Origin of the sequence: Alteriqipengyuania sp. (genome assembly GCF_964222115.1) — a bacterium.
Lineage (GTDB): Bacteria > Pseudomonadota > Alphaproteobacteria > Sphingomonadales > Sphingomonadaceae > Alteriqipengyuania.
This window is the reverse complement of sequence record NZ_CAXQBM010000078.1, coordinates 1-22,931: the sequence shown is the minus strand read 5'-3', so window position 1 is coordinate 22,931 and position 22,931 is coordinate 1. Positions and strand designations below refer to the sequence as shown.

The window sequence follows — 22,931 nt, the reverse complement described above, 5'->3', positions numbered from 1 at the left end:
TGGCTCGGATAGTCTGCCAGGCCGAGGCTGAGGGGGCTTGTCGAGATGGTAACGACGGCGTTGACGCCAGTCGATTGGCTGGCCCTGATCCAGCACGAACTGCTGCTGTTCGCGAGCCTTTTCTTCCTGCTCGGCACGCTCGACGAACTTGCGATCGACGGACTTTACCTGATCGGCCGCGTGCGTGGCCGCATATTCACCCCCCGCATCGAACGCAGCGCGACCGAAGGGCGTCCTTTGGCAGGCCCGGTCGCGGTGATCGTTCCCGCTTGGCGGGAGGAGGATGTGATTGGCGCAACGATACGGCATCTGCTGGCGGCATGGCCGCAAAGCGAACTGCGCCTCTACGTCGGATGTTACGCGAACGACCCGGCGACCATTGCAGCTGCCACGCTGGCTGCAAGAGGCCAGACACGGGCCCGCATCGTCATCCACTCGGCACTCGGCCCGACCACGAAAGCGGATTGCATGAACCGCCTCTATCGGGCGATCGAGGAAGACGAACAGCGCGAGGCCCGTCGGTTTCGGATGGTCGTGATCCACGATGCCGAAGACATGGTCGATCCTGCCGCCCTGCCGCTGTTCGATGAAGGTCTGCAGCGCGCAGAACTGCTGCAATTGCCGGTACTACCTGCCCCGCAACGCCGCTCTCGCTGGGTTGCCGGGCACTACATGGACGAATTTGCCGAAGCGCACGGCAAGGCGATGGTCGTGCGGGACTGGCTCGGTACGGGCTTCCCCTCGGCAGGTGTAGGCTGCGCGATCGCACGCGAGCGTCTGGCCCTGCTCGATGCAGAGGCAAAAGGATCCGGACCGTTCGATGCCGACAGCCTGACAGAGGATTACGAACTCGGTCTCAGGGTTTCCGAGGCAGGCGGGAAAGCTGCCTTCGTGCGGGTGCGGGGCGACGATGGCCAGCTGGTCGCGACCCGTGCGTTTTTCCCGCAGAAACTGGAATCGGCGGTGCGACAGAAGACCCGCTGGGTGTGCGGCATCGCCCTGCAGGGGTGGGATCGCATGGGCTGGAGCGGTGGCCTGCTCGATGGCTGGATGCGGCTGCGCGACCGGCGCGGGCCGCTGGCGGCCATGGTCCTGTTCGTCGCCTATCTGCTGATCGTCTTGAGCGGCATGCTGATGGTGGCGCAGCTTCTCGGCCATGGCCGTCATTTCACGCTTACGCCGTTGACCGAGGGCCTGCTGCTGGCCAATGCTGCCAGCCTGCTTTGGCGCGCGGTTTGCCGCGCGGTTTTCACCGGGCGCGAATACGGGGTGGCGGAGGGCGTACGCGCGATTGCGCGCATCCCGCTCGGTAATATCATCGCGATCATGGCCGGTCGCCGCGCGGTTGTGCAATATGTCGGTAGCTTGCGGGGGAACATGCTGACCTGGGACAAGACAGAACATCGCGGCCATCCTTCGCTCGAGCGGGGCCTCCCGGCGTGAGCATGCCGGTACGCAAGCACACGCCCGGTGTCGGTCGACCCTTGATCGCCGGCATGGCACTGCTCTCTGGCTGGATCGCGATCCGGGCTAGCATGTGGGAGCCTCCGTTCCCCTTGCCGTCCGCCGACGCCCTGTTCGCTCAGGCGAAAATGGCCGACCGGGGCAGGATGGCGGTGGCGGACGCTGGCAAGGCGGCGCTCGAGCGCGTGATTGCAAGAGCTTTCCAGCCCGCGCGTGCGCAGGTTCAGATGCCTGGCAGGCAAGCCATCGAACCGGATCTGGACAAGTGGTACGAGAGCGTGGTGCGCCTGCCTGCCACCGCAGATGCGCGCGCTGCCACAAATGGCCAGCTCAACCGTTCGCGCATGTCTGCCGGGCACCAATCGCTGTTCGCGGCCGCGCTTTCCTTTCTCCCGAGCTATCACGCGCGGGTGGATAGAGATGCCTCCGAAGGCAACGTTATCGCACCCGGTCGCGCCCAGCGCCTCCTGCCGGACTGGCAGCTTACGGCGGCTACGAGTGGACCGGTTACCGCTATGGGCATGCAGTCGGGCGAAGTGGCAAGCAAGCCGGATCGGTGGTCCGCCGATGCCTGGCTGCTGGTGCGCGAAGGTGGCAGCAATCCGCGTTTGTCGAGCGTCAATCCCGCGAGTTACGGATCGAACCAGGCAGGCGCCTTGGTGCGCTACGCGCTGGCACCCGACTCCGCGCTCGCCCCCAGTGCCTATGCCCGCGCGAGCAAGGCACTGGTTAGAGGGGGCGAGACCGAGGGCGCTGCGGGCGTCAGCATCAGCCTTGCGCGCAGCTTCCCCTTGCGCGTGCATGGCGAGGTGCGGGTGACCGATCGACCCGGCGCAACCGAAGTTCGACCGGCGGCCTTCGTGGTCACCGGCCTGCCGCGACAACAGGTGGGGCCGGGGCTGGAAGCGGATGCCTATGTGCAGGCAGGCTATGTCGGCGGGGATTTCGAAACCGGCTTCGTCGACGGCAAGGCAACGCTGGAGGCACCGGTTATCGCCGCCGATCAGGGGCGGATCGCGGTCGGCGGCGGCGTGTGGGGCGGCGCACAGCGCGATGCCTCGCGGCTGGATGTCGGGCCTACGGCAAGCGTCGTCCTGTCCACCGGCAAGGCGACCGTGCGCGCCTCGCTCGATTACCGGATCCGTGTTGCTGGCGACGCCAACCCCGGCGATGGTGTCGCGGTAACGCTCGCCGCCTCATTTTGAGGCGAATTTCTATCTGACCGGCGCTTTATTCGCGGGGCCGAAAGGACTACGGCTCGACCCCGCCAATGGACGTCTATCTTCCCATCGCGAACCTGTCGGTCAATGGACTGGTGATCGTCGCACTCGGTGCGCTGACGGGCATCCTTTCCGGCCTGTTCGGCGTGGGTGGAGGGTTCCTGACCACTCCGCTGCTGATTTTCTACGGGATTCCGCCAACCGTTGCTGCCGCTTCTGCCGCCACGCAGGTGACGGGGGCGAGTGTTTCGGGCGTTCTCGCGCATAACCGGCGCGGCGGTGTCGATTACCGGATGGGCGGGGTGCTGGTCGTCGGCGGGATCATCGGTGCGCTGATCGGTGCGGGCCTGTTCAGCTTTTTCCAGTCGATCGGGCAGATCGATGTGGTCATCAACATCCTGTACGTTTTCATGCTCGGATCGATCGGCGCGCTGATGATGCGCGAGGCGCTGAACGCGCTCAACATCCGCCAGTCGAAGAGCAGCAAGCGCGCGGCCAAGCGGCGCCATCACCCGCTGATTGCAGTGCTGCCCTACCGATGGCGGTTCTACGGGTCCGGCCTCTACATCTCTCCGCTCGCGCCGCTGATCCTCGGCACAGGGGTCGGCATCCTGACCATGCTGATGGGGGTTGGCGGCGGCTTCATGCTAGTACCCGCGATGCTCTACGTCCTCGGGATGAGCGGCAAGGTCGTGGTTGGTACTTCGCTGTTCAATATCCTGTTCGTTACCATGGCGACGACCATGACCCATGCGCTGACCACCAAGGCGGTCGATCTCGTTCTGGCCGCGCTGCTGCTGGTCGGATCGGTGCTGGGCGCACAATTCGGCACGCGCCTCGCCCTGATGCTCAAGCCGGACTGGTTGCGGCTTGCCTTGGCTACGACCGTGCTGCTGGTGGCGCTGCGCATGCTGTTCGGGCTCAGCATCCAGCCGGACGAGGTCTATTCGGTGATCAACCTGTGATCCGCAAACTGGCCCTCGCGCTGGTGTGCCTTTTCGCGCTGACTGCACAAACGGGGCCCTCGCGCGATCCTGTTCTGGTGCCCGAGGTGTCGCAAAAGGAAGTGCAGGTCCGCCAAGGGTTTACCGGGACGGAACTGCTGCTGTTCGGCGCCGTCGTCGATCCGGCGGAAAGCAACGAACCCTTCGATGTGATCGTGGTCCTCAAAGGCCCGGCCCAGCCTATCCGATTGCGTGAGAAGCGCCAGATCGGTGGCATCTGGATGAATGCGGAGAGCACTGCGTTCCGGTCCGCCCCCAGCTATTTCGCGGTTGCGTCGAGTCGGCCCATCGATCGGATCGTGGACGAGCGGACCGCAGCGATCTTCGAATTCGGGACCAATTTCATCCAGCTTAGCCCATCCGGGTCGATCGATCTCGACGAACAGGCGCGCTTTCGTGCGGGACTGGTCGATCTGCGCGAACGCCAAGGCCTTTACCGGACGATCGAGGATGGGGTGAGCGTGCGCGAAGGGGTTCTCTACCAGGCGCGTATCGGCCTGCCTTCCAGTGTGCAGACGGGCACCTATACGGCGGAGACATTTGCGGTTCGCGATGGCCGCGTCCTTGCCTCCGCAGTGGCAGAGGTCGAGGTGCGCAAGGTCGGCTTCGAACGCTTCGTGGAGGTTTTCGCCGACCGCCAGCCGCTGCTGTACGGCATGGTGGCCATCGTGCTTTCGCTGCTGATGGGCTGGTTTGCCGGGCGGCTCTTCAATCGCGGCTGAGTTATCGCTACCATTCGCGCTATCCTGCCGAATTGACACGATTTTAACTTTGGTAGCGCTAAAGCTGGCCATGGCTTGATAAGCAGTAGACCAGCCAAGGGGCTTTGAATTCGGCATGACTGATCTGGGGGGGCAGGAGTTTCGGCAGGCAATTGCTTCGGCCACGGATGGCGAAGAGCAGGCCCGACCTTCCGCCCGCAACTCGACCCAGCCCATCGGCGTGGTTCTCGACGTGGCAGGTGCGGGCGCGACCATCGCGCTCGATGCCGCGCGGCTTACCGACTGCTCCGGCGATGACGATCTGGCGATTGCGCTGGCCGGCCAGGTCGGCAGCCAGGTCAAGCTGAGGGCTGGTGACAGCTGGCTGCTCGGCACTGTTCGCAACCAGCGGCAGGATCGCCGCGGGACCGGCGGTATCATCGCGGAAATCGACTTTCTCGGCGAAGGCTACGAAGAGAAGCTGACCGGGCGCATTCGCGGGTTCCGCCGCGGCGTGACCCGCTATCCCGTACCCGGCGGCATGGTCTTCGCGGCGACCACCAACGACCTGCGCAATGTTTTCGCCAGCGACGGGCGGGCTTTCATCGAAGTGGGCACCGTCTTCCCGACGCGCGATATTCGCGCGGGCCTCTATATCGACCAGTTGCTGGGCAAGCACTTCGCCCTGCTCGGTTCGACCGGTACGGGCAAATCGACATCGACTGCGCTCATCCTGCATCGGATCTGCGAATCCGCACCGCAGGGCCATGTCATCATGGTCGATCCGCACGGCGAATACGCCACGGCCTTCAAGCATAACGGCGCGATCCTCGACGTGGGCAATCTCAAGATGCCCTACTGGTTGATGAACTTCGAGGAGCATTGCGAAATCCTGCTCACCAGCCACGGCAATGATCGGCAGGTGGATGCGGATATCCTTGCCAAGTGCCTGCTCGCCGCCCGGTCGAAGAACCGGCTGGCGGAGAGCATCGGCAAGATCACCGTCGATTCCCCGGTGCCCTACCTGCTGTCCGACCTGTCGGCGGAACTCTCCAGGGAGATGGGCGACCTCGACAAGGCGACCGGCATCGCGCCCTACATGCGGATCAAGAGCAAGCTGGATGAACTGAAGTCCGATCCGCGTTACCAGTTCCTGTTCTCGGGCATGCTGGTGGGCGATACCATGGCGGAATTCCTTGCCCACATCCTGCGCTTGCCGACAGAAGACAAGCCGATCTCCATCATCGATGTCTCGGGCGTCCCCTCGGACATTACCAGCACGGTGGTGGCCGTGCTCAGCCGCCTCGTCTTCGATTACGCCACATGGGCGCGCGAGGAGCGCACCCGGCCGATCCTGCTGGTGTGCGAGGAAGCGCACCGATACGTCCCCAACGAGAAGAACTTCGACAATTCCTCGGTCGGCAAGGTGCTCAGCCGCATCGCCAAGGAAGGCCGCAAATATGGGGTTTCGCTGGGGCTGGTGACGCAGCGCCCGTCCGACCTTGCCGAAGGCGTGCTGTCGCAATGCGGCACAATCATTTCGATGCGCCTCAATAACGAGCGCGACCAGGCCTTCGTGAAGGCCGCCATGCCCGAAGGGGCGCGCGGCTTCCTCGATGCCATCCCCGCGCTGCGCAACCGCGAGTGCATCATCTGCGGCGAGGGGACCTCGGTCCCCATGCGTGTGACGTTTGACACGCTGGAAGAGCCCAAGCGGCCTGCATCCGAAGACCCGAGCTTCAGCACGCTATGGCGCGAGTCCGGGGGCGAGGAGGACGCTCTGCAGCGGATCGTCCAGCGCTGGCGCACGCACGCGTAGGCATTTCCGCCTGGGAGGGCTGCGAACGGCATCACCGTGCGCTTCCGGTGCTCACGTAGTTGAACCTACGCTGCGCGCCGGTTCTCCGGCGACACCATTCTCGCTCCACCCAGCCGAAAATGAGGGAACGCAGTTCTCCGCATGCCGAAGGCGTCCGGCAAGGCCGACCGGCCGTCGCGCCTACTGGCGCGAAAGCCAAGCGGGCCGGATGGCCCGCGCCCGGCGTTTGAGGGTCAAACAGACTACGTCCCCCGCGTGTCGCCGAATAGGTGGATATGCAGCCGGTCGGACAGGCGAAGCCCATGTTCGAGGCATAGCGGCACCAGCCATTCCTGCCGCGCGCGCAAGGTCGCGCTATCCGTCCCCTCTGGCATCAGGAACACGCGCCCGCGAGGTAGTGCATGCGCGCGCACAAGTTCGCGCACCTCGTCTACGTCGGACGGTTCGGCCACCACGAACTTGAACCATGCACGCCCGTCGCTGGCGTAGGTCCGCAGCACCTTCGGCACGATTGCCAGCTCGCGTGTATTGCCCGAATGCGCGAGCTTGGGGCTGATATTGAACTGGTCGACCCACACGTCGAGCTTTGGCGGGGGCAGGGCAGTGCCGTTGGTTTCGATCTCCACCGTCACATCGGGCAGCGAGGCAAGCAGCTGTGCCAGCGCCGCCGCCTGCAACATGGGCTCCCCGCCTGTGACCACCAGCCGCCGCTGGCCCAGCGCTTCGATCCGCGCGGCGACGTCCGCCACTTCCAGCGTCACCTGGTTCGCCTTGCGGTCAAAGGTCTCGCCCGAGCGGTGCGGGCGCTCATCGCCGGTAAAGTGCCACGTATAGGCCGTATCGCACCACACGCAGGCAAGGTTGCAGCGCGACAGGCGGACGAAGGCTGTCGGCTCGCCCGCGCTTGGCCCTTCGCCTTGCACGGAGGCGAAAATCTCAGACGCGCCGGTATCGTCTGTGGCGAGAACAAGGTTCATCAAAAGCCGTCCCTGACACACCTGACACAGTGTCTAAAGCGAGAAAAACTGCCCGCCGCCGAGGCGTGCAAAGCGCAATTATTCAAGGCAGGTCGATGGGCGGTCATCGGCTGGTCTTGGCAGAAATCGGGGCAGTAGGAAAATCGGTCCTGATCGTTCGAACAGAACCGCCATCAAAAGGCACCGTCAGTCCCATCGGGCAGGGTCCAGCGCCAGCAGTGTTGCCAGTTGCTCATACAGGGCCGGCATCTGGTCGCGCATGGCATGAGGCCGTTCGAAGAACGTCACGATGGCTTCGGCAAAAAACTCCTGATGGCTGGTGGCGCCATAGGGGTCTATCAGCGTGCGTTCCCCGTTTTCGACCCGTTGCACCTGGTCGTCGAAGGCCGCGAGCATGGCGCTTTCCCAGCCCGCGTAGGCCTGTCCCTTGCGCAACAACGGGATGCCATTGGTATGGCCGGACAGGCCATCCAGCTGGTGTGCAAATTCATGGATGACGACATTGTGTCCGTCATCGGCATCCAGCCCGCCGTGCAGCGCGTGGTCCCATGACAGGATCACCGGGCCGCGTGCCCAGCTTTCGCCCAGCGTGGCGTGACTGTTTTCGTGAACAAGGTGGCCGTCGTGAGTATTGCGGTGGGTGAGGAAGGCCGACGGGTAGATCAGCACATTCCTGAGCGTATCGTACCAGACCGGGCTGTTGACGACGAGCAGGCAGGCCTGTGCGGCGATGGACAGCCGCATTTCGTCGGTGACTTCCAGCCCGTTCTGGCCCCGGAAGGCGATCTGATCGAGGAAGAGGTTGATCTTCCCCTCCAGCGCTGCCCGCACGGGTGCAGGCAACCGGCGGACCAGCGGCACCAGTTTCTCGACCACTGCACGCTGTTCTGCCGTGAGTGACGATGCGAGCAGACTCTTGCGTTTCCGCTGCTTCGCATACCGGCGGAAAAGCGCGAGTGCGGCAATCAGCAGCGCAATGCCGAGAATGATCCAGGGCGTCATTCAGCAGAAGTAGGTTCGCTGTTGCGGCTTTGGTAGGAGGCGGGTGCTTGGGGAGGGATGCAATGCTTACCCGCGCCCCGAGTAGGACATCCCGGAACTGTGCCGATCAGATAGACAGGTTCGCATATTCGAACCGGTCGGGTGCCACGCCCGATACGGTCAGGTAGTGGCCCTCGAAAGGCTGGTTGAAAGCAAAGTCGACCCCGATGTGCCCCAGCGGATCGATCCAGATACGCTCTATCGTCAGGGCCGCTTTCCATTGCGCCAGTGGAGTGTCGTTTTCGAACCTCTCGTCACGCCACTGCTCGTATTTCTGCGCGCCCGCGATGTCCGCTGCAGCCTTGAGCACCTGCGCCGCATTCGCCCGCATGGCGAGGAAATGCTGCGCAGCATTTTTCAGCCCGCCCGTGGTCGGCTTGTCGCCATGCAGGATCAGCGTGACCTGCGTCCCATCCCAGTCGACCGCCCCAGCGTAGCAGTTCGGGCGATGCCGGTCCTGCTCCAGCCGCCCGATCCCGGGATGCTCGAACACGGTCGGCGGAGGCGGGAATATCCGGTCGATCACGAAGCCGATCAGGCTCACCGCCTTATCCCAGCCGCGCCAGCGCCGCGCGCAACCGGTCGATCTCGGATGCGTGGAATGCGGCGTCAGCCTTCGCCTTCTCGACCGCTTCGGGTTTCGCCTTCTCGACGAAGGAGGGGTTGGAAAGCCGCTTGTCGAGCGATCCGAACTCCTTCTGGCTCGCCTCCATCGCCTTGGTCAGGCGGGCCTTTTCGGCTTCGATGTCGACGTGGCCTTCAAGGTTGAGGAAGACATTCAGTTCTGGACAAAAAACCTGTGCAGCATTCGACATTGCAACAGTGACTTCGTGGCCCGGTTCAAGTGCATAGACATCGACGACGTTTGAAAAATCGATGCGCGCCAGACGAGAGAAAGCGCTTTGGAGACGTTGGATTCTTTGAGTGATTTGCTCACCATTTGCCCAAGCGACCGCATCAAGGCGTGCGCCCGGAGGCACATTCATTTCTGACCTTGTTGCCCGAATTTCGCTGATGGAGTTGATCAACCAATCAATGTCGGCCTTCGCATTTGCGTCGAGCTCAGCCTGCGGATCGGGCCAAGCGGCCAGCATCAGTTCGTAGGGGCGCGGTGCCTCTTTGGATGCCTGCGCATGCCATAGCTCTTCGGTGACGAAGGGCATGAAGGGGTGCAGCATCACCAGGATCTGGTCGATCACCCAACCAGCAACTTCGCGTACTTCCGCTTGGTTTGATTGATGGGCTTCGGCTGCAGCCAATTTCTCTTGATAATCTAGATCGTCTTCTGCTTTTTTTTCGGCATTGCCGCGAAATGTAACGGTCGCGCGCAGAGGTGCTGGTTTCATCGTGTGAATTACCGGCTTGATCAGCTCCAGATACCAGTCGCAGAAGCGATCCCACACGAAGTGATAGATCGTGTTCGCGGCAGCATCGAAGCGCAGGTCGGCCAGTGCTTTCTCCAGCGCATTCTTCGTCTCGATCACTTCGCCGATGATCCACGAATTGACTGCCAGCGTCGCCTTGGGCGCGGCGATGGACTGCGATGCGCCGATCCCGTTGCCCTGGCAGAAACGCACCGCGTTCCACAGCTTGGTGGCGAAGTTGCGGTATCCCTCGATCCGCTTCTCATCCATCTTGATGTCGCGGCCCTGGCTCTCCATCGCCGCCATGAAGAAGCGCAGCGCATCGGCGCCGTACTGGTCGATCAGGATCAGCGGATCGACGACGTTGCCCTTCGACTTGCTCATCTTGGAGCCGTCGGCGGCGCGTACGAGGCCGTGGAGGTATAGCCGGTCCCACGGTTTCTGCCCGGTGTTGAAATAGCCCGCCATCAGCATCCGCACATCCCAGAAGAACAGGATATCGAACCCGCTGATGAGCAGGGTGTTGGGATAATGTTTCTCGAGCAGGTCGGTGTTGTCCGGCCAACCGAGCGTGGCGAAGGGCCAGAGCGCGGACGAAAACCACGTGTCGAGGACATCTTCGTCCCTATGGATGCGAACTAGATCTGGCGTGCCAACATCGGTTTCGCCGACCTCAACCCGAATATGATCCGGATAATACTCCCTAGCCTGACGAAGCGCATCTTCTTCTTTTTCGGCTACAAAAGCGATTTTGTCGCTTGGCGATAAGCCTGAGATGCTTAACTCCCCGGGGGGTGTATTCGCCGCTAGCGTGACATGCATTTTGCGATCTAGCCCACCGTCTTCGCCTATCTTCGGCCCATACCAGGCCGGAATGCGGTGACCCCACCATAATTGCCGCGAAACACACCACGGCTGGATGTTCTCCATCCAGTTGAAGAAGGTCTTCTCCCACGTCTTGGGGACGATCTCGACCTCGCCGCTGCGCACCGCCTCGATCGGCTTCACCGCAAGCTTTTCGGCATCGACATACCACTGGTCGGTCAGCCACGGTTCGATCACCACGCCGCCGCGGTCGCCGAAAGGCGTCGCGATCTGGCGCGGTTCGGCGTCATGCTCGACTTCCTCGCCCTTCTTGGTCTTGGCGATATGCGGAATCAGGAAGCCATCGGCCTTGAGGCGAGCGACCACGGCTTCGCGCGCGCCATCCTCGCCATCACGCTTGAAGCGGTGCAGGCCGATGAATTCCTCGGGCACCAGCCCGTCGGCGGTCTGCGTCACGTTCGCATCACCATCGAGCATGTTGAGCATCTCGCCCGGTGCGAAGCCTGCACGCTTGCCGACTTCGAAATCGTTGAAGTCGTGGCCCGGAGTGATCTTCACCGCACCCGATCCCAGCTCGGGGTCGGCATGTTCGTCCGCCACGATGGGAATGCGGCGCCCGGTGATCGGCAGGATCACGTGCTTGCCGACCACGCTTGTGTAGCGCTCGTCGGTCGGGTGCACCGCCACCGCCATATCGGCGAGCATCGTTTCGGGCCGAGTGGTCGCGACTTCGATGTAATCCTCTCCGCTATCGAGCGTCACGCCATCCGCCAGCGGGTACTTGAAGTGCCAGAAGCTACCGGGGATCGTCTGCTGTTCGACCTCGAGGTCCGAAATCGCGGTCTTCAGCTTCGGGTCCCAGTTCACCAGCCGCTTGTCGCGGTAGATCTTGCCGTCGTTGTACAGGTCGACGAACACCTTGGTCACGGCCTTGCTGAAATGCTCGTCCATGGTGAACTGTTCGCGGCTCCAGTCCATCGAACAGCCCAGGCGGCGCAGCTGCTGGGTGATCGTGCCGCCGCTTTCGGCCTTCCAGTCCCACACCTTCTGGACAAACTCTTCGCGCGAATAGTTGGTGCGCTTGTCCTGCCGCTCCTCCAACTGGCGTTCGACCACCATCTGCGTCGCGATTCCCGCGTGGTCCATGCCCACGACCCACAGCGCGTCCTTGCCGCGCAGCCGCTCGTAGCGGACCACGATGTCCTGCAAGGTATTGTCCAGCGCGTGGCCGATATGCAGGCTGCCCGTGACGTTGGGCGGCGGATTGACCAGCGTGAAGGCTTCCGCGTCGGGGCGGTCGGGCCTGAAACAGCCGTTCTGTTCCCAATGCGCGTACCAGCGCGCCTCGATCTGGGCGGGGTCGAAAGTGGTCGAAAGCGTATCCGTCATGCCGAAAGCCATAAGCAGCACGTGGCGCGCTTGTCACCAGAGTGCTTGTGGTTGCAGAACTTTACTAGCATAGCGATGCATGATGGCGACCGAGGCGCACTATACGCTCGAGCAGAACGGCGAGGGGCGCACCGTTCTCCGGCTCTCCGGGCCATTCCTGCTGTCTACAATCGGGGACGTCGAAGCGGACCTGCGCAAGATGGACCGGGGCTTCGATGCGGTGGACCTGGCCGAGGTCAGCGAGATCGACACGGTGGGCGCATGGTTCGCCTGCAGCGTCGCGCGCGACAATTCGGCGGAAATCGTCAACGCGAGCCCGCGCGCGGAACGCCTTATCGAGGCTGTCGGCCAGAGCGAGAACGAGGCGCCGATGGCCGCGCCGCGCCTGCCGCTGTTGGAGCGCGCGTCGGAAACGATGGGGACCAAGGTGTTCGCCGCGCGTGCGGGTGCCGTCAATATCATCGGTTTCATCGGCCAGGTGCTGATCGGGGCGGGCGCGCTGATTCGTCATCCGCGCCGCTTCCGCTATCGCGCGCTGGTCAGCCAGTTCGAGAAGGTGGGCGTCAATTCGCTGCCGATCATCGGGCTGATGAGCTTCCTGATCGGGATCGTGATCGCCCAGCAGGGCGCGACCCAGCTGCAATATTTCGGGGCCGAATCGCTCACCGTGAACCTTGTCGGGCGCATCACCCTGCGCGAACTCGGCGTCCTTATGACCGCGATCATGGTCGCGGGCCGATCAGGCTCTGCCTTCGCCGCGCAGATCGGCACGATGAAGCTGACCGAGGAGATCGACGCGATGCGCACCATCGGCATTTCGCCGATCGAGGCGCTGGTGATCCCGCGCATCCTCGCCTGCGTGTTCATGATGATCCTGCTGGGCTTCTATGCCTCGATCATGGCGATCATCGGCGGTGCAGTGATTTCCGACATCATGCTGGGCATCCCGTTCTGGACCTTCCTGCTGCGTATCCAGGAAGTCGTACCGACTTATGACGTGTGGGTCGGGCTGATAAAGGCGCCGGTCTTCGGCCTCATCATTGCGGTCGCCGGCTGTTACCAGGGCATGCAGGTGCATGGTAATTCCGAGGAAGTCGGCCAGCGCACCACCAAGGCGGTGGTGCAGGCGATCTTCACCGTGATCGTGCTCGATGCCTTTTTCGCGGTGTTCTTCACCGAGGTGGGCTGGGCATGAACAGTCTGGTCGACGAGATTTTCGGGGGCGACAAGCCGGAACGCTACGAGAGGTTTCGTGGCGAATACCCCGTGCGCGTGCGCGGACTCGCCAATTCCTTCGGCGAACAGACCATCCACGAAGACCTGGACCTGGATGTGAAGCGTGGCGAGATCCTGGGCGTGGTCGGCGGATCGGGCACCGGCAAGTCTGTCCTGATGCGTTCGATCATCGGGTTGCAGCAGCCCGACGCGGGCCAGATCGAGGTCTTCGGCCAGTCGATGACCGATGCCGAGCCGGACGAGGCGCTGGGCGTGCGCAACCGCTGGGGCGTGCTGTTCCAGGGCGGTGCGCTGTTCTCTACCCTGACCGTGGGCGAGAACGTGGAAGTGCCGCTCAAGCAGTTCTACCCGGACCTTGACCCGGAGATGACGCGCGAAATCGCGCGCTACAAGGTGGTGATGTCGGGCCTGCCCGCGGAGGCAACGAGCAAATATCCCTCGGAGCTTTCGGGCGGGATGAAGAAGCGTGCGGGGCTGGCCCGCGCGCTGGCGCTCGACCCCGAACTGCTGTTTCTCGACGAACCGACCGCCGGGCTCGACCCGATCGGCGCGTCTGCGTTCGACAACCTGACGCGCGGCCTCAAGGAAACGCTGGGGCTGACGGTGTTCCTCATCACCCACGATCTCGATACCTTGCACGAGATTTGCGACCGGGTGGCGGTGCTGGCCGATCGCAAGGTCATCGCGGTCGACACCGTGCCCAACCTGATGAAGCTCGACCATCCGTGGATCCAGGAATATTTCAACGGCCCGCGCGGGCGCGCTGCGTTGACCGCGCAGGCGCTGGACGAATTGCGCCAGCACATGGACAAGCCGATTGCGGCGCAAGCGGTCAAAGCGTTGGACAAGTCCAACGAAGACGAGGCATAGGCGAAGACGATGGAAACACGCGCAAATCATGTCTGGGTCGGAGCGGTAACGCTCGTGATCCTTGCCGCGCTGGCGCTGTTCATTGTCTGGATCGCGCGGTTGGGCGAGAACGACCGCAAGGAATACGACATCTTCTTCAAGCAGTCGGTCGCCGGGCTGGCAGAGGGTAGCCAGGTCTCCTTTGCTGGTGTGCCCGTGGGCCAGGTGCGCGACATCGTGTTGTGGGACAAGGACCCGGAATTCGTTCGCGTGCGGGTGGCGGTGAAGCGCGATGTGCCCGTGCTCGTCGGCACCACGGCAACCGTGCAAAGCTCTTTCACCGGGGTTTCGACCATCCTGCTCGACGGTGCGCGCAAGGGCCGCCCGCCGATCGATTGCGATACGACCGCATGCCCCGAAGGCGTGCCCGTGATCCCGCCGCGCGCGGGCGGGTTCGGCGAAATTTTGGCCAATGCGCCACTACTGCTCGAACGGCTGGCGACTCTGACCGAGCGCCTGACGATGCTGCTGTCCGACGACAACCAGCAGGAATTGAGCGGCATCCTGCGCAACACCAATCGGATGACCGAAGACATGGCGCGCGCGACGCCCCAGCTGGAGGGGACCATGGCGGAGCTCCAGATCACACTGCGTGAAGCCAGCGAGGCACTCGACGCGTTCGAGCGGACGACCGAGTCGACCAACGAGCTGATCAACCGCGAGGGTGAGTCGATAGCCGACGAGCTGCGCAAGACCTTGAGCAAGGCCAACCAGACGGCCGACACGCTCAATGCGACGCTGCAGCAGGCGCAGCCTGCGGTGCGCACGCTGAACGAACGTACTCTACCGTCCGCCAACACCACGCTGGAGGATCTGCAGGCGACGAGCCGTTCGCTGCGCGACCTGACCGAGCGTCTGGAAGATAAGGGCGCGAGCGACCTGATCTCTTCGCCCAAGCTGCCCGAATACGAACCCGAGGATTGAGAGCGATGACCCTTTCCCGCCTGCCGATCCTGTTCGCGCTGCCGCTGGCCCTCTCGGCCTGCATCAGCTTTGGCGAAGACCCGCCCCCCTCGCTGCTGACGCTGACGCCCGACACGCAGGTGCAGACGGGTAACGGGCCGAGCGGGTCGGCCACCGCCGCACTCACCGTGATGCGCCCGGAAGTGCCCGGCAGCCTGAATGTGACCCGCGTTCCGGTGCAGGTCGATCCCTCGACCATCGCGTACCTGAAAGATGCGGTGTGGGTGGATCGCCCGTCCAAGCTGTTCCAGCAGCTGCTCGTCTCGACGATCCGCCAGCGGACCGGGCGGCTGGTGCTCGACGATGTGGAGAGCCGGGGCGGCACGGAAACCATGCTGCGCGGCACCTTGCGCGAATTCGGATATGATGCACCGTCCAGTTCGGTGATCGTGACCTATGATGCGATCCGGGAAAGCAATGGCCGGCTGGAAACCCGTCGCTTCACGGCTACGGTTCCGGGTGTGCCTGCGGCGGCAACCCCGGTCGGCAATGCGCTGAACGACGCGGCCAATCAGGTGGCGGGCGATGTGGCGGAGTGGATCGGCGGCTAGCTGCTGCGCGCGGCGCGGGCAAAGGCCAGCGCACGGGTAAATTCCAGTTCGTGGCTATCGCGCCGGGCCTGCGCCTCTGCATCGCGGCCCCATTGTTCGGCCTGCCAGTCTTCTTCCAGGCTGGCCGCCGACCAGAGCGACGCCGGGTCGGCATGTTCATCCAGCCCCGCCAGCGCGACGCATAGAGAAGCGGCGAGCGATGCCGCAGCGTCCAGCCCCGCGAGGGTGAATGCGTTTTCGCTTGCCAGCCGCTTGCGCAGAACCGACTTGCTCGCCTCTGGCTGGGGGCGATGGACGATCCCGTGCGTGCGCGTGAGCGCGATGCCCATGTCGCTTTCGATACGCGAGACAATGGGCTCCCACACCTCGGCCTGTCGGCGGGCGACCGCTTCGTCCGGCTCTACACGATAGCAAAGCGTATCTCCATCCGCGAAGGACAGGAGGCGGTCGATAACGGGCGCGGGATCGGCGGCGATGGAGTCTATCGCTCGGTCTGCCAGATCGCGCAGCGGGAATGCGTCCGCGCTGAATTCACCGGGTGCGTCCGCCCATTCGCCGCGCAGGAGATCGGCCAGCGCCTTGGTCGGAGCGACCTGTGGCGCACCCGCGCGCGTCTTTACCGGTCGACTGTCCAGCGTGACCTGCCAGCCGTCCTCCACATTCTCCACCGCCGAATCATGCCAGAAGCGCTTCACGGGTTTTCGCGCTTCCAGCGTTTGGCGAGCAATACGGGGACGGCGAAAAACAGCAGCGGCCCGGCCACGAACAGGACCGGCCCCAGCGCGCCACCCTCTATCCGGCCAGCGACCATCATCGCGCCGAGGAAGGTGACGAAAATTCCGGCGAGCCGGATGAACTGGAGCGTCCAGTAGCGCCGCGCTGCCACCGCTTCTGCGGCATCGGATTGCTCATTTTGTGCCAAGCAGGATCTCCGTCAGCTGGGCAGGGGTTTCGGCCACCGCGAAGGCGCCTGCCTCCAGCAGTTCGGCGGGCTCGTGGTAGCCCCACGCTACGCCAAGAGCGCGGACGCCCGCAGCCTTCGCCATCTCGATATCGAAGCTGGTATCGCCGATCATCACCGTATCGGCAGGTGCGGCACCGCATTCGACTAGTGCTTCTTCCAGCATCGCGGGATGCGGCTTGGACGGGTGCCGGTCGGCTGTCTGGAGGCTGGAGAACAGGTGGGTGAGATCGTTGGTCGCGAGCGTCGCCTGTAATCCCCGATCCGATTTCCCGGTCGCGACCGCAAGGCTCCATCCCGCATCGTGCAGGGCCTGCAGCACGTCCGGGATGCCATCATACAGCACTTCGCGAAGCGCGCCGCTTTCACGGGTATTGCGAAAATGCGTCTTGTAGGCATCGACTACGGCCATTGCCGTGTCACGCTCCGCGTCCGGCGCCAGCTGCATGACCGCTTGCGGCAGGCTGAGCCCGACGATGCGGCGCACGATATTGCGGTCGGGCGCAGTGAGACCGGCCTGCGCAAACGCAGCTGCCATCGAATCGCATACCGCGGCCTGCCCATCGACCAGCGTGCCGTCGCAATCGAACACGGCGAGCTTGCTCATGCGCCCAGGCTTTCCATCAGCGCTGCGATGGCAGGGCGCCCCGCAGCAATATGGCCATCGGCGATCCGCGCGCGCTCACCCGCGTTCTTCTTCTGCGAGAGCTTGAGGGTGGGGCGCCAGGCCTGCACTTCCATCTCGAAGCCGGAAATGCCCCGAAACAGCTTGCTCCAGGTGGTCTCGCTCGCTTCGTCCGCGCGCCAGGGTTCCCCGTCGAGCCGTTCCTCGTGTTTCGCGATCAGCGCATGGAGAAAGGCCTCAAGCTCATCATCGGACAGGCGGCGCACCCGGCCTTCCATCTCCAGCGCAACGTAATCCCATGTCGGCACCGTATCGCGCTCGTCGTACCAGCGAGGGCTGACATAGGCGTCGGGGCCATTCACCGTGACCAGCGCGGTCGATCCGTCGAGATGCCGGGTCTGCGCATTGCCGCGCGACAGGTGGAACTGCACCGCGCCCTCTCCGGTCGACAACAGGGGCGTGTGCGCCACACGCGGGCCATCGGGCGTGGTCAGGAACACCATTCCGAATCCGATCTCGTCGATCAGCGCTTCGAACAGCTGGCGATCGTCGGAACGGAACTGCGGATTGGGATGCATCAGCGCCTGCCCTTCGGCTTGGCCTTGGGCTTCGCGCGCGCCTTGCTCTTCGCCGCACCCTTGGAAACGGTGCGGGACCTGCGCTCTCCCCGGCGGGCCTTGCGATACTGCTTGGCGTGCTGCTTCGCATCCTGCTTCTTTTCCGCCTTCGTCTTGGGCGGTGGATCGTCGCGCAGCGGTTCGGCATCGGAGAGCGACAGGTCGAAGCCGAGGTGCTCCATTGTCGATGCGAAATGCTCCGGCAGGTCGGCGGTGACATCCAGCTGCCCGCCACCCGGCTGGCTGATGATGAGCCTGCGCGCATGCAGGTGCATCTTGCGGCTGACGCTGCCGGTCAGGAAAGCGTCCTGCCCGCCATATTTGCCATCGCCCACGATCGGATGGCCCATGGCCGCGCAATGCACGCGCAGCTGGTGCGTGCGCCCCGTGAGCGGTTCCAGTTCGAGCCACGCGGCGCTGTTGCCTGCGCGTTCGACTATGCGATAGCGCGTCTTGGCCGGTTGCCCGCCTTCCATGTCGACATGCATCTTCTCGCCCCCGGTGCCGGGTTGCTTGGCGAGCGGAGCATCGATCACGCCCATGGACTGCTCGGGCACGCCGACCACCAGCGCCCAGTAGACCTTCTTCGCACTTCGGCCCGAGAACCGCTTGGAAAACGCCGCCGCGCTGCCGGGCGTGCGCGCGATCAGCAACACGCCGCTGGTGTCCTTGTCCAGCCGGTGGACGAGGCGGGGGCGCGGGGTCTCGTCATTCTCTACGAAGGCATCGAGCAACCCGTCCACGTGGCTGTAGGTCTTGCTGCCGCCCTGCGTCGCGAGGCCGGGCGGCTTGTTGAGCACGATGGCTGCGGGCGTTTCTGCGATGACCATGCCCAGTGCCTGCTGGCGCTCGTCCTCGGTCAGTTCGCGGCGCTTGCGCGGAGCCTTGGCCTTGGCCGGATTGCCCGGCGGAATGCGCAGGGTCTGGCCCGTTACCAGCCGATCCTCCGGCTTGGCGCGTGCTCCGTCCACCCGGACCTGCCCGGTGCGCGCCCAGCGCGCCACGGCAGCAAAGCCGACTTCGGGCAGATGCCGCTTGAACCAGCGGTCCAGCCGGATGCCGTCGTCGTCCTCGGCAACGGTATATTGCCGTACCTCTCCCTTTTCGGGGCGCTGCTGTTCGCTATCCGGCATTGCTCAGAACACCCGCGTCATGGTGAGGCCGAAGACCAGCGCGCTGATCGACAGGCAGACCGACAGCACCACGTAAAGCAGGGCAAAGGTCAGCTGGCCGCGCTCGATCAGCAGCCATGCCTCCAGGCTGAAGGCGGAAAAGGTGGTGAACCCGCCCAGCAGGCCGACCCCGACGATCAACCGCAGCTGATCCGCGTAGATCCCGCCGAATCCGCGTGCGAGAAATCCGGCCAGCACGCCCATCGCAAGCGAACCGAGCGCGTTGGCGGCGAGCGTGGCCCACGGAAACACGCCCATCGCGGGCGCGCCCATCCACGCGGTCATCGCGCGACCGAGGTTGTAGCGCAGCACCGCGCCGATTGCGCCGCCGAGGGCCACGCCAAGTGAAGCTGTCATGGGGGAGAGACTGGTCATTTTCACGTGCCTACCTATAGTGGCCAGCGTGCCACGCCAAGCGGCGATGCAGGCTGGCTGACGGTTGGCGACCGCTTGCACACGTCTTTGCCTTGCGCTGCGCCGCATTTTTGCCTATGAAGCGCGCAATTGGAGCTGACCGCATCCCGGTTTCCGGGGCGTTGCTGGCTTCTTCCACATGCAAACTCGCCGATTTCGCGCGTTTCTTCGCGAATCGGAAGGCTATGAATTGAAAGGCGTTTGACCAGTATGCAAATCATCGTGCGCGATAATAATGTCGACCAGGCGTTGCGGGCTCTCAAGAAGAAGCTGCAGCGTGAAGGCGTCTATCGCGAGATGAAGCTGCGCCGCCATTACGAGAAGCCGAGCGAGAAGCGCGCGCGTGAAAAGGCTGCCGCGGTTCGCCGTGCACGCAAGATGGAACGCAAGCGCGCAGAGCGCGACGGCCGGTAATATCCGCCAGGTGCGGGGCCTCCCGCACCACCCGGGTTCAGGCCTCCTTTTGAGCGAGCAGCCTTGAACTGCTGAACGGCTTGCGCCAGATGGTCGCGAGCCGTTTTGCGTATCGGGCTGCCGCAATTTCCAGCCCCCGAGCCTTTCAGGACCATTCAATGACCGAAATCACGCGTGTTCCCCTCCGCCCGATTGCGAAGGGCTCGCTCACCAAGCTGTGGATCGGGGTCATCGCCGCGATCGGTCTGGCGATCCTGCTCGCGTGGGCCGTGATGCCCCAGGCCTATGGACTGACGGTGATCGAAGAGGGCGAAGGGCCGAACCCGACCGCCGAAGACGTGCTGTTCGTCAATTACGTCGGCAAGCTGGAAGACGGCACCGTGTTCGACCAGTCGCAGCCACTTCCGCTGCCGCCAGAGGCGCAGGGCATGTTCCCGGAAGGCAATCCGCTTCCGCTCAGCAACATGATTCCGGGCTTCACCCAGGGTGCGCTCGATATGCAGAAGGGCGGCAAGTACGAACTGCTGATTCGCGCCGACCAGGCCTATGGCGATACCCCGCCCGAGGGTTCGCCGATTCCGCCGGGGGCCGACCTGACCTTCGAGGTCGAAGTGATCGAGATCATGAGCCAGGCCGAATTCCAGCGGCGCGTGCAGATGATTACGCAACTGATGCAGCAGAACGGTACCATGCCCGGCGCGCCCCAGGGTGCCGCACCGCCGCAGGGGGCACCGCCTCCGCAATAATAGTTCCGCGACGCCGGGGGAGGGCGAGATGGACGAAGGCACGGTTGAAGACGAAGCGCTCGATAATAATGCGGGCGAGGGCGATCTGGCTGGCGATGGCGCGGTAAGGGACCGCGTCGAGACCGACTGGCCGCTGCGCCCCTGGATTTTCGCAGGCCTGCTCGCCGTTGCGGGCCTCGCGATCTACTTCCTGACCGATGATGCCAATGACAGCGGTCCGCGTATCGCCGCCGCTGCCTTCATCGCTTTCGCCAGCGGAGCCTTCGTCTTCACCGCCGAGCGGGGGCGCACTATCGCCCCCGCCATCTTCTCGCTCGTCACCGGGCGGGTGGTCGGCGGGCTGACCTGGCGTGCGGTGGGCGCGGGTAATGATATCGCGGATGGCGGCTATGCAGTGGCGGCGGGCGTCTTCGCCTGCCTGCTGGCGGTGCCGCTGTTTCAGGCGGATTTCCATCGCCGGTGGTTCCGCACCGATTACAAGGACATCCACTATTTCGTGTGGACCGACGCAATCACCGGGGCGGGCGCGTTCGCCTTCTTCCTGATCGCGTGGGCGCTGATCTGGTTGCTCGCATCGCTGTTCGATCTGGTCGGCATTCCGCTGCGCGATCTGATCCAGGCCGATAGGTTCGGCTGGGTCTATGCTGGCCTGACGCTGGGTGCGGGGCTGGGTACCTTGCGTAATCAGCTGAAGATCATCGGCACGCTGCAATCGGTGGTGCTGCTGGTGCTCTCGATCCTTGCGCTGCCTTTGGCGATTGCGATTGCGGTCTTCCTCGGCGCGGTGGTGGTTTCGGGCCCGAGCGTGCTGTGGAACGCGACCGACAGCGCGACGCCCGTGCTGCTGTCCATCGCAATCGGCGCCTATGCGCTCGCCAACGCGGTGCTGCGCGACCGGGACGAGGACATGGTCGGTGGGCCGATCCTCAAATGGTCGGGCTATGCATTGGCGCTCGGCATCCTGCCGCTGACGGTGTTCGCCGCGATCAGCACCGGTGTGCGGATCGACCAGCACGGGCTTTCGCCCGAACGGCTGTGGGCACTCGCTTCGGTGGCGGTCGCGGTGGCGTTCGGGCTCGCCTATTTCGTCGATGCGCTGCTGGGTGCGCGGGGATCGTGGCGCGACCGGCTGCGCGCTTCGAACCTGCGGATGGCGGTGGCGACCGCGCTGTTCGCGCTGTTCCTCGCGCTGCCGATCCTCAATTTCGGAGCGCTGTCGACCAAGGACCAGCTTGCGCGGCTGGAAAGCGGCGCGATTTCGGTGGAGGAGTTCGATTTCGATGCGCTGGCAAGAGACTTCGGCGACGCCGGACGGCGTGCACTTACTCATCTTGCCGAGAGTGAGAACGAAGCTGTTGTTACGGCCGCACGTCGAGCTAAGGAAAACGCCAATGCCGACTTGCGCGCTCGCACTCGGTACGAAGATGCATCGGTGGACCTCGACAAGCTCGTCTTCAAAGGCGGCACCGAAAGCGAGCGGGCGTGGGTAAGGCGCTTCCTCGAAGTGAACCCAAATTCTATAGGGTCGAGAGACTACACTCACGTGATCTTCGCGGGCCCGATCGAGGTGGGGCTCTACAATGGTTCGCACGCCATCGTGGTCACAGACCAAGGCTGGCTAGGCCATCTGTTGATTGAAGATGACGGAGCCATCGAATTGGACGTCGTGGAAGGGACGTTGATCCAAAGCCGAAGCCGACAAGATAATGCTGTACTCACCGATGAGGACAGTACAATCGAAGTTCGGCCGTTCAGGGGGCGGCGCGTCTATATCGATGGCGAGCCGGTGGGCGAGCCATTCAGGTAATCTGACCGCTTGATGGTGCGGTGCGGCGCGGCTAACGCATCGGCCATGTCAGTCACCCGCGAAGAAGTGGCCAAGATCGCATCGCTCGCGCGCATCCGGATGGATGACGCGGCGCTCGACGCGATGGTCCCCGAACTCAACAATATCCTCAACTGGGTCGAGCAGCTGGGCGAGGTCGATACCTCCTCGGTCGAGCCGATGACCGCCGTGATCCCGCAGGCCATGCGCCTGCGCGACGATGTGGTCGATGCCGATCCGCTGACCGCCGGCGGGCGGCGCGAGGATGTGCTCGCCAATGCGCCCGCTGCCGAGCATGGCTTTTTCGGCGTGCCCAAGGTGATCGAGTAGTCTCGGTCTGAGCAAATTCCCGCTCGTGCTGAGCTTGTCGAAGCGCGGGCATGGCCTGGACCGAGGGGTTCGCCCTTCGACAGGCTCAGGACGAACGGATGATAAATGAGTGAAGAACTGACCGAATTGGGCGTCAAGGCGATCCGCGACGGGGTCGCCGGAGGCGATTTCACCGCGCGCGAAGTGGCTGAGGCGTTCAACGCCAACGTCGCAGCCGCAGAAGCGCTGAATGCCTTCATTGTCGCCACGCCCGAGAAGGCGCTCGAAGCTGCAGACGCGGTCGACGCGAAGCGTGCCAAGGGCGAGGAGCTTGGCAAGATGGGCGGCGTGCCGATCGGCATGAAGGACCTGTTCTGCACCAATG

The 22,931-nt window shown here is 63.9% G+C and carries 24 protein-coding genes; 14 read left to right on the top strand and 10 right to left on the bottom strand.

Translation table 11 applies throughout. The features are described from left to right. Nucleotides 1-45 precede the first annotated feature (45 nt). From ACEQXE_RS12265 to ACEQXE_RS12245, 5 genes are all read left to right on the top strand, one after another. The gene (locus ACEQXE_RS12265) at nucleotides 46-1,443 is read left to right on the top strand and encodes a glycosyl transferase family protein (protein WP_370179678.1); all 1,398 of its coding nucleotides are present in this window, start codon (nucleotides 46-48) and stop codon (nucleotides 1,441-1,443) included. After that, nucleotides 1,440-2,669: a hypothetical protein gene (locus tag ACEQXE_RS12260; protein ID WP_370179676.1), complete on the top strand. Its 1,230-nt coding sequence runs from the start codon at nucleotides 1,440-1,442 to the stop codon at nucleotides 2,667-2,669. Before ACEQXE_RS12265 ends, ACEQXE_RS12260 begins: the two co-directional genes overlap by 4 nt. 65 nt (nucleotides 2,670-2,734) lie before the next feature. Next, nucleotides 2,735-3,649 carry a sulfite exporter TauE/SafE family protein gene (locus ACEQXE_RS12255; RefSeq protein ID WP_370179674.1) on the top strand — a complete coding sequence of 305 codons (915 nt, stop codon included), beginning with the start codon at nucleotides 2,735-2,737 and terminating at the stop codon, nucleotides 3,647-3,649. After that, entirely contained in the window at nucleotides 3,649-4,410 is a 762-nt protein-coding gene (locus tag ACEQXE_RS12250) for a TIGR02186 family protein (RefSeq protein WP_370179690.1), read from the top strand. Before ACEQXE_RS12255 ends, ACEQXE_RS12250 begins: the two co-directional genes overlap by 1 nt. A gap of 115 nt (nucleotides 4,411-4,525) precedes the next feature. Further along, nucleotides 4,526-6,208, top strand: a complete 1,683-nt coding sequence (locus tag ACEQXE_RS12245) for an ATP-binding protein (RefSeq protein ID WP_370179673.1) — start codon at nucleotides 4,526-4,528, stop codon at nucleotides 6,206-6,208. A 242-nt stretch (nucleotides 6,209-6,450) separates the two neighbouring features. Here the strand turns inward: ACEQXE_RS12245 and ACEQXE_RS12240 are convergent, their stop codons facing one another. The 4 genes from ACEQXE_RS12240 to ACEQXE_RS12225 form a co-directional block, all read right to left on the bottom strand. Beyond that, a complete protein-coding gene (locus ACEQXE_RS12240) occupies nucleotides 6,451-7,185 on the bottom strand; it encodes a 7-carboxy-7-deazaguanine synthase QueE (RefSeq protein ID WP_370179672.1) in 735 nt (244 codons plus the stop codon). 186 nt (nucleotides 7,186-7,371) lie between these two features. Next, nucleotides 7,372-8,187 (bottom strand): zinc-dependent peptidase, encoded by an 816-nt coding sequence (locus tag ACEQXE_RS12235; RefSeq protein WP_370179671.1) that lies wholly within the window; start codon nucleotides 8,185-8,187, stop codon nucleotides 7,372-7,374. Nucleotides 8,188-8,293: 106 nt separating this feature from the next. Beyond that, on the bottom strand, nucleotides 8,294-8,770 hold the full coding sequence (locus ACEQXE_RS12230) for a DUF2262 domain-containing protein (RefSeq protein ID WP_370179670.1): 477 nt from the start codon (nucleotides 8,768-8,770) through the stop codon (nucleotides 8,294-8,296). A gap of 4 nt (nucleotides 8,771-8,774) precedes the next feature. Further along, nucleotides 8,775-11,804: a valine--tRNA ligase gene (locus ACEQXE_RS12225; protein ID WP_370179668.1), complete on the bottom strand. Its 3,030-nt coding sequence runs from the start codon at nucleotides 11,802-11,804 to the stop codon at nucleotides 8,775-8,777. 82 nt (nucleotides 11,805-11,886) lie between these two features. Between ACEQXE_RS12225 and ACEQXE_RS12220 the strand changes: the two genes are divergently transcribed. From ACEQXE_RS12220 to ACEQXE_RS12205, 4 genes are read left to right on the top strand one after another with little or no spacing between them, the layout of a single operon-like run. Further along, on the top strand, nucleotides 11,887-12,999 hold the full coding sequence (locus ACEQXE_RS12220; RefSeq protein ID WP_370179689.1) for an MlaE family ABC transporter permease: 1,113 nt from the start codon (nucleotides 11,887-11,889) through the stop codon (nucleotides 12,997-12,999). After that, nucleotides 12,996-13,910: an ABC transporter ATP-binding protein gene (locus ACEQXE_RS12215; RefSeq protein ID WP_370179666.1), complete on the top strand. Its 915-nt coding sequence runs from the start codon at nucleotides 12,996-12,998 to the stop codon at nucleotides 13,908-13,910. The genes ACEQXE_RS12220 and ACEQXE_RS12215 overlap by 4 nt, the downstream gene beginning before the upstream one ends. Nucleotides 13,911-13,919: 9 nt before the next feature. Beyond that, on the top strand, nucleotides 13,920-14,873 hold the full coding sequence (locus ACEQXE_RS12210; RefSeq protein WP_370179665.1) for an MlaD family protein: 954 nt from the start codon (nucleotides 13,920-13,922) through the stop codon (nucleotides 14,871-14,873). 5 nt (nucleotides 14,874-14,878) lie between these two features. Then, nucleotides 14,879-15,463, top strand: a complete 585-nt coding sequence (locus ACEQXE_RS12205) for an ABC-type transport auxiliary lipoprotein family protein (RefSeq protein WP_370179663.1) — start codon at nucleotides 14,879-14,881, stop codon at nucleotides 15,461-15,463. Here ACEQXE_RS12205 and ACEQXE_RS12200 read toward each other — a convergent pair. From ACEQXE_RS12200 to crcB, 6 genes are read right to left on the bottom strand one after another with little or no spacing between them, the layout of a single operon-like run. Beyond that, nucleotides 15,460-16,158 carry an ATP12 family protein gene (locus tag ACEQXE_RS12200; protein ID WP_370179662.1) on the bottom strand — a complete coding sequence of 233 codons (699 nt, stop codon included), beginning with the start codon at nucleotides 16,156-16,158 and terminating at the stop codon, nucleotides 15,460-15,462. The two genes, ACEQXE_RS12205 and ACEQXE_RS12200, sit on opposite strands and share 4 nt — an antisense overlap. Beyond that, nucleotides 16,155-16,385: a hypothetical protein gene (locus tag ACEQXE_RS12195; RefSeq protein ID WP_370179660.1), complete on the bottom strand. Its 231-nt coding sequence runs from the start codon at nucleotides 16,383-16,385 to the stop codon at nucleotides 16,155-16,157. Before ACEQXE_RS12195 ends, ACEQXE_RS12200 begins: the two co-directional genes overlap by 4 nt. Then, on the bottom strand, nucleotides 16,372-17,031 hold the full coding sequence (locus ACEQXE_RS12190) for an HAD-IA family hydrolase (RefSeq protein WP_370179658.1): 660 nt from the start codon (nucleotides 17,029-17,031) through the stop codon (nucleotides 16,372-16,374). The genes ACEQXE_RS12195 and ACEQXE_RS12190 overlap by 14 nt, the downstream gene beginning before the upstream one ends. Continuing rightward, entirely contained in the window at nucleotides 17,028-17,627 is a 600-nt protein-coding gene (locus ACEQXE_RS12185) for an FMN-binding negative transcriptional regulator (protein ID WP_370179657.1), read from the bottom strand. Before ACEQXE_RS12185 ends, ACEQXE_RS12190 begins: the two co-directional genes overlap by 4 nt. Then, the gene (locus ACEQXE_RS12180; RefSeq protein WP_370179656.1) at nucleotides 17,627-18,799 is read right to left on the bottom strand and encodes an RluA family pseudouridine synthase; all 1,173 of its coding nucleotides are present in this window, start codon (nucleotides 18,797-18,799) and stop codon (nucleotides 17,627-17,629) included. The genes ACEQXE_RS12185 and ACEQXE_RS12180 overlap by 1 nt, the downstream gene beginning before the upstream one ends. Before the next feature lie 3 nt (nucleotides 18,800-18,802). Beyond that, a complete protein-coding gene (gene crcB / locus ACEQXE_RS12175; protein WP_370184471.1) occupies nucleotides 18,803-19,195 on the bottom strand; it encodes a fluoride efflux transporter CrcB in 393 nt (130 codons plus the stop codon). A gap of 267 nt (nucleotides 19,196-19,462) precedes the next feature. Here crcB and rpsU point away from each other — a divergent pair, with 267 nt between their 5' ends. The 5 genes from rpsU to ACEQXE_RS12150 all read left to right on the top strand — a co-directional run. Continuing rightward, a complete protein-coding gene (rpsU, locus tag ACEQXE_RS12170) occupies nucleotides 19,463-19,666 on the top strand; it encodes a 30S ribosomal protein S21 (RefSeq protein WP_342516902.1) in 204 nt (67 codons plus the stop codon). A gap of 158 nt (nucleotides 19,667-19,824) precedes the next feature. Continuing rightward, nucleotides 19,825-20,412: an FKBP-type peptidyl-prolyl cis-trans isomerase gene (locus ACEQXE_RS12165; RefSeq protein WP_370179653.1), complete on the top strand. Its 588-nt coding sequence runs from the start codon at nucleotides 19,825-19,827 to the stop codon at nucleotides 20,410-20,412. Nucleotides 20,413-20,440: 28 nt separating this feature from the next. Then, on the top strand, nucleotides 20,441-22,219 hold the full coding sequence (locus tag ACEQXE_RS12160) for a DUF4153 domain-containing protein (protein WP_370179652.1): 1,779 nt from the start codon (nucleotides 20,441-20,443) through the stop codon (nucleotides 22,217-22,219). A 45-nt stretch (nucleotides 22,220-22,264) separates the two neighbouring features. Beyond that, the gene (gene gatC / locus ACEQXE_RS12155; RefSeq protein ID WP_370179651.1) at nucleotides 22,265-22,567 is read left to right on the top strand and encodes an Asp-tRNA(Asn)/Glu-tRNA(Gln) amidotransferase subunit GatC; all 303 of its coding nucleotides are present in this window, start codon (nucleotides 22,265-22,267) and stop codon (nucleotides 22,565-22,567) included. Between the two features lie 105 nt (nucleotides 22,568-22,672). Beyond that, nucleotides 22,673-22,931: amidase family protein (locus ACEQXE_RS12150; RefSeq protein ID WP_370179650.1), on the top strand; the 259-nt coding region annotated here is incomplete at its 3' end.

Bases quoted from the DNA above. Each gene is read 5' to 3' on its own strand.
- ACEQXE_RS12205 (WP_370179663.1), top strand. From the start codon at position 14,879: ATGACCCTTTCCCGCCTGCCGATCCTGTTCGCGCTGCCGCTGGCCCTC.
- gatC (WP_370179651.1), top strand. From the start codon at position 22,265: ATGTCAGTCACCCGCGAAGAAGTGGCCAAGATCGCATCGCTCGCGCGC.
- ACEQXE_RS12165 (WP_370179653.1), top strand. From the start codon at position 19,825: ATGACCGAAATCACGCGTGTTCCCCTCCGCCCGATTGCGAAGGGCTCG.
- ACEQXE_RS12225 (WP_370179668.1), bottom strand. From the start codon at position 11,804: ATGACGGATACGCTTTCGACCACTTTCGACCCCGCCCAGATCGAGGCG.
- ACEQXE_RS12220 (WP_370179689.1), top strand. From the start codon at position 11,887: ATGGCGACCGAGGCGCACTATACGCTCGAGCAGAACGGCGAGGGGCGC.
- ACEQXE_RS12160 (WP_370179652.1), top strand. From the start codon at position 20,441: ATGGACGAAGGCACGGTTGAAGACGAAGCGCTCGATAATAATGCGGGC.
- ACEQXE_RS12210 (WP_370179665.1), top strand. From the start codon at position 13,920: ATGGAAACACGCGCAAATCATGTCTGGGTCGGAGCGGTAACGCTCGTG.
- ACEQXE_RS12245 (WP_370179673.1), top strand. From the start codon at position 4,526: ATGACTGATCTGGGGGGGCAGGAGTTTCGGCAGGCAATTGCTTCGGCC.
- rpsU (WP_342516902.1), top strand. From the start codon at position 19,463: ATGCAAATCATCGTGCGCGATAATAATGTCGACCAGGCGTTGCGGGCT.
- ACEQXE_RS12180 (WP_370179656.1), bottom strand. From the start codon at position 18,799: ATGCCGGATAGCGAACAGCAGCGCCCCGAAAAGGGAGAGGTACGGCAA.
- ACEQXE_RS12255 (WP_370179674.1), top strand. From the start codon at position 2,735: ATGGACGTCTATCTTCCCATCGCGAACCTGTCGGTCAATGGACTGGTG.
- ACEQXE_RS12185 (WP_370179657.1), bottom strand. From the start codon at position 17,627: ATGCATCCCAATCCGCAGTTCCGTTCCGACGATCGCCAGCTGTTCGAA.
- ACEQXE_RS12215 (WP_370179666.1), top strand. From the start codon at position 12,996: ATGAACAGTCTGGTCGACGAGATTTTCGGGGGCGACAAGCCGGAACGC.
- ACEQXE_RS12265 (WP_370179678.1), top strand. From the start codon at position 46: ATGGTAACGACGGCGTTGACGCCAGTCGATTGGCTGGCCCTGATCCAG.
- ACEQXE_RS12190 (WP_370179658.1), bottom strand. From the start codon at position 17,031: ATGAGCAAGCTCGCCGTGTTCGATTGCGACGGCACGCTGGTCGATGGG.
- ACEQXE_RS12240 (WP_370179672.1), bottom strand. From the start codon at position 7,185: ATGAACCTTGTTCTCGCCACAGACGATACCGGCGCGTCTGAGATTTTC.
- crcB (WP_370184471.1), bottom strand. From the start codon at position 19,195: ATGACAGCTTCACTTGGCGTGGCCCTCGGCGGCGCAATCGGCGCGGTG.
- ACEQXE_RS12235 (WP_370179671.1), bottom strand. From the start codon at position 8,187: ATGACGCCCTGGATCATTCTCGGCATTGCGCTGCTGATTGCCGCACTC.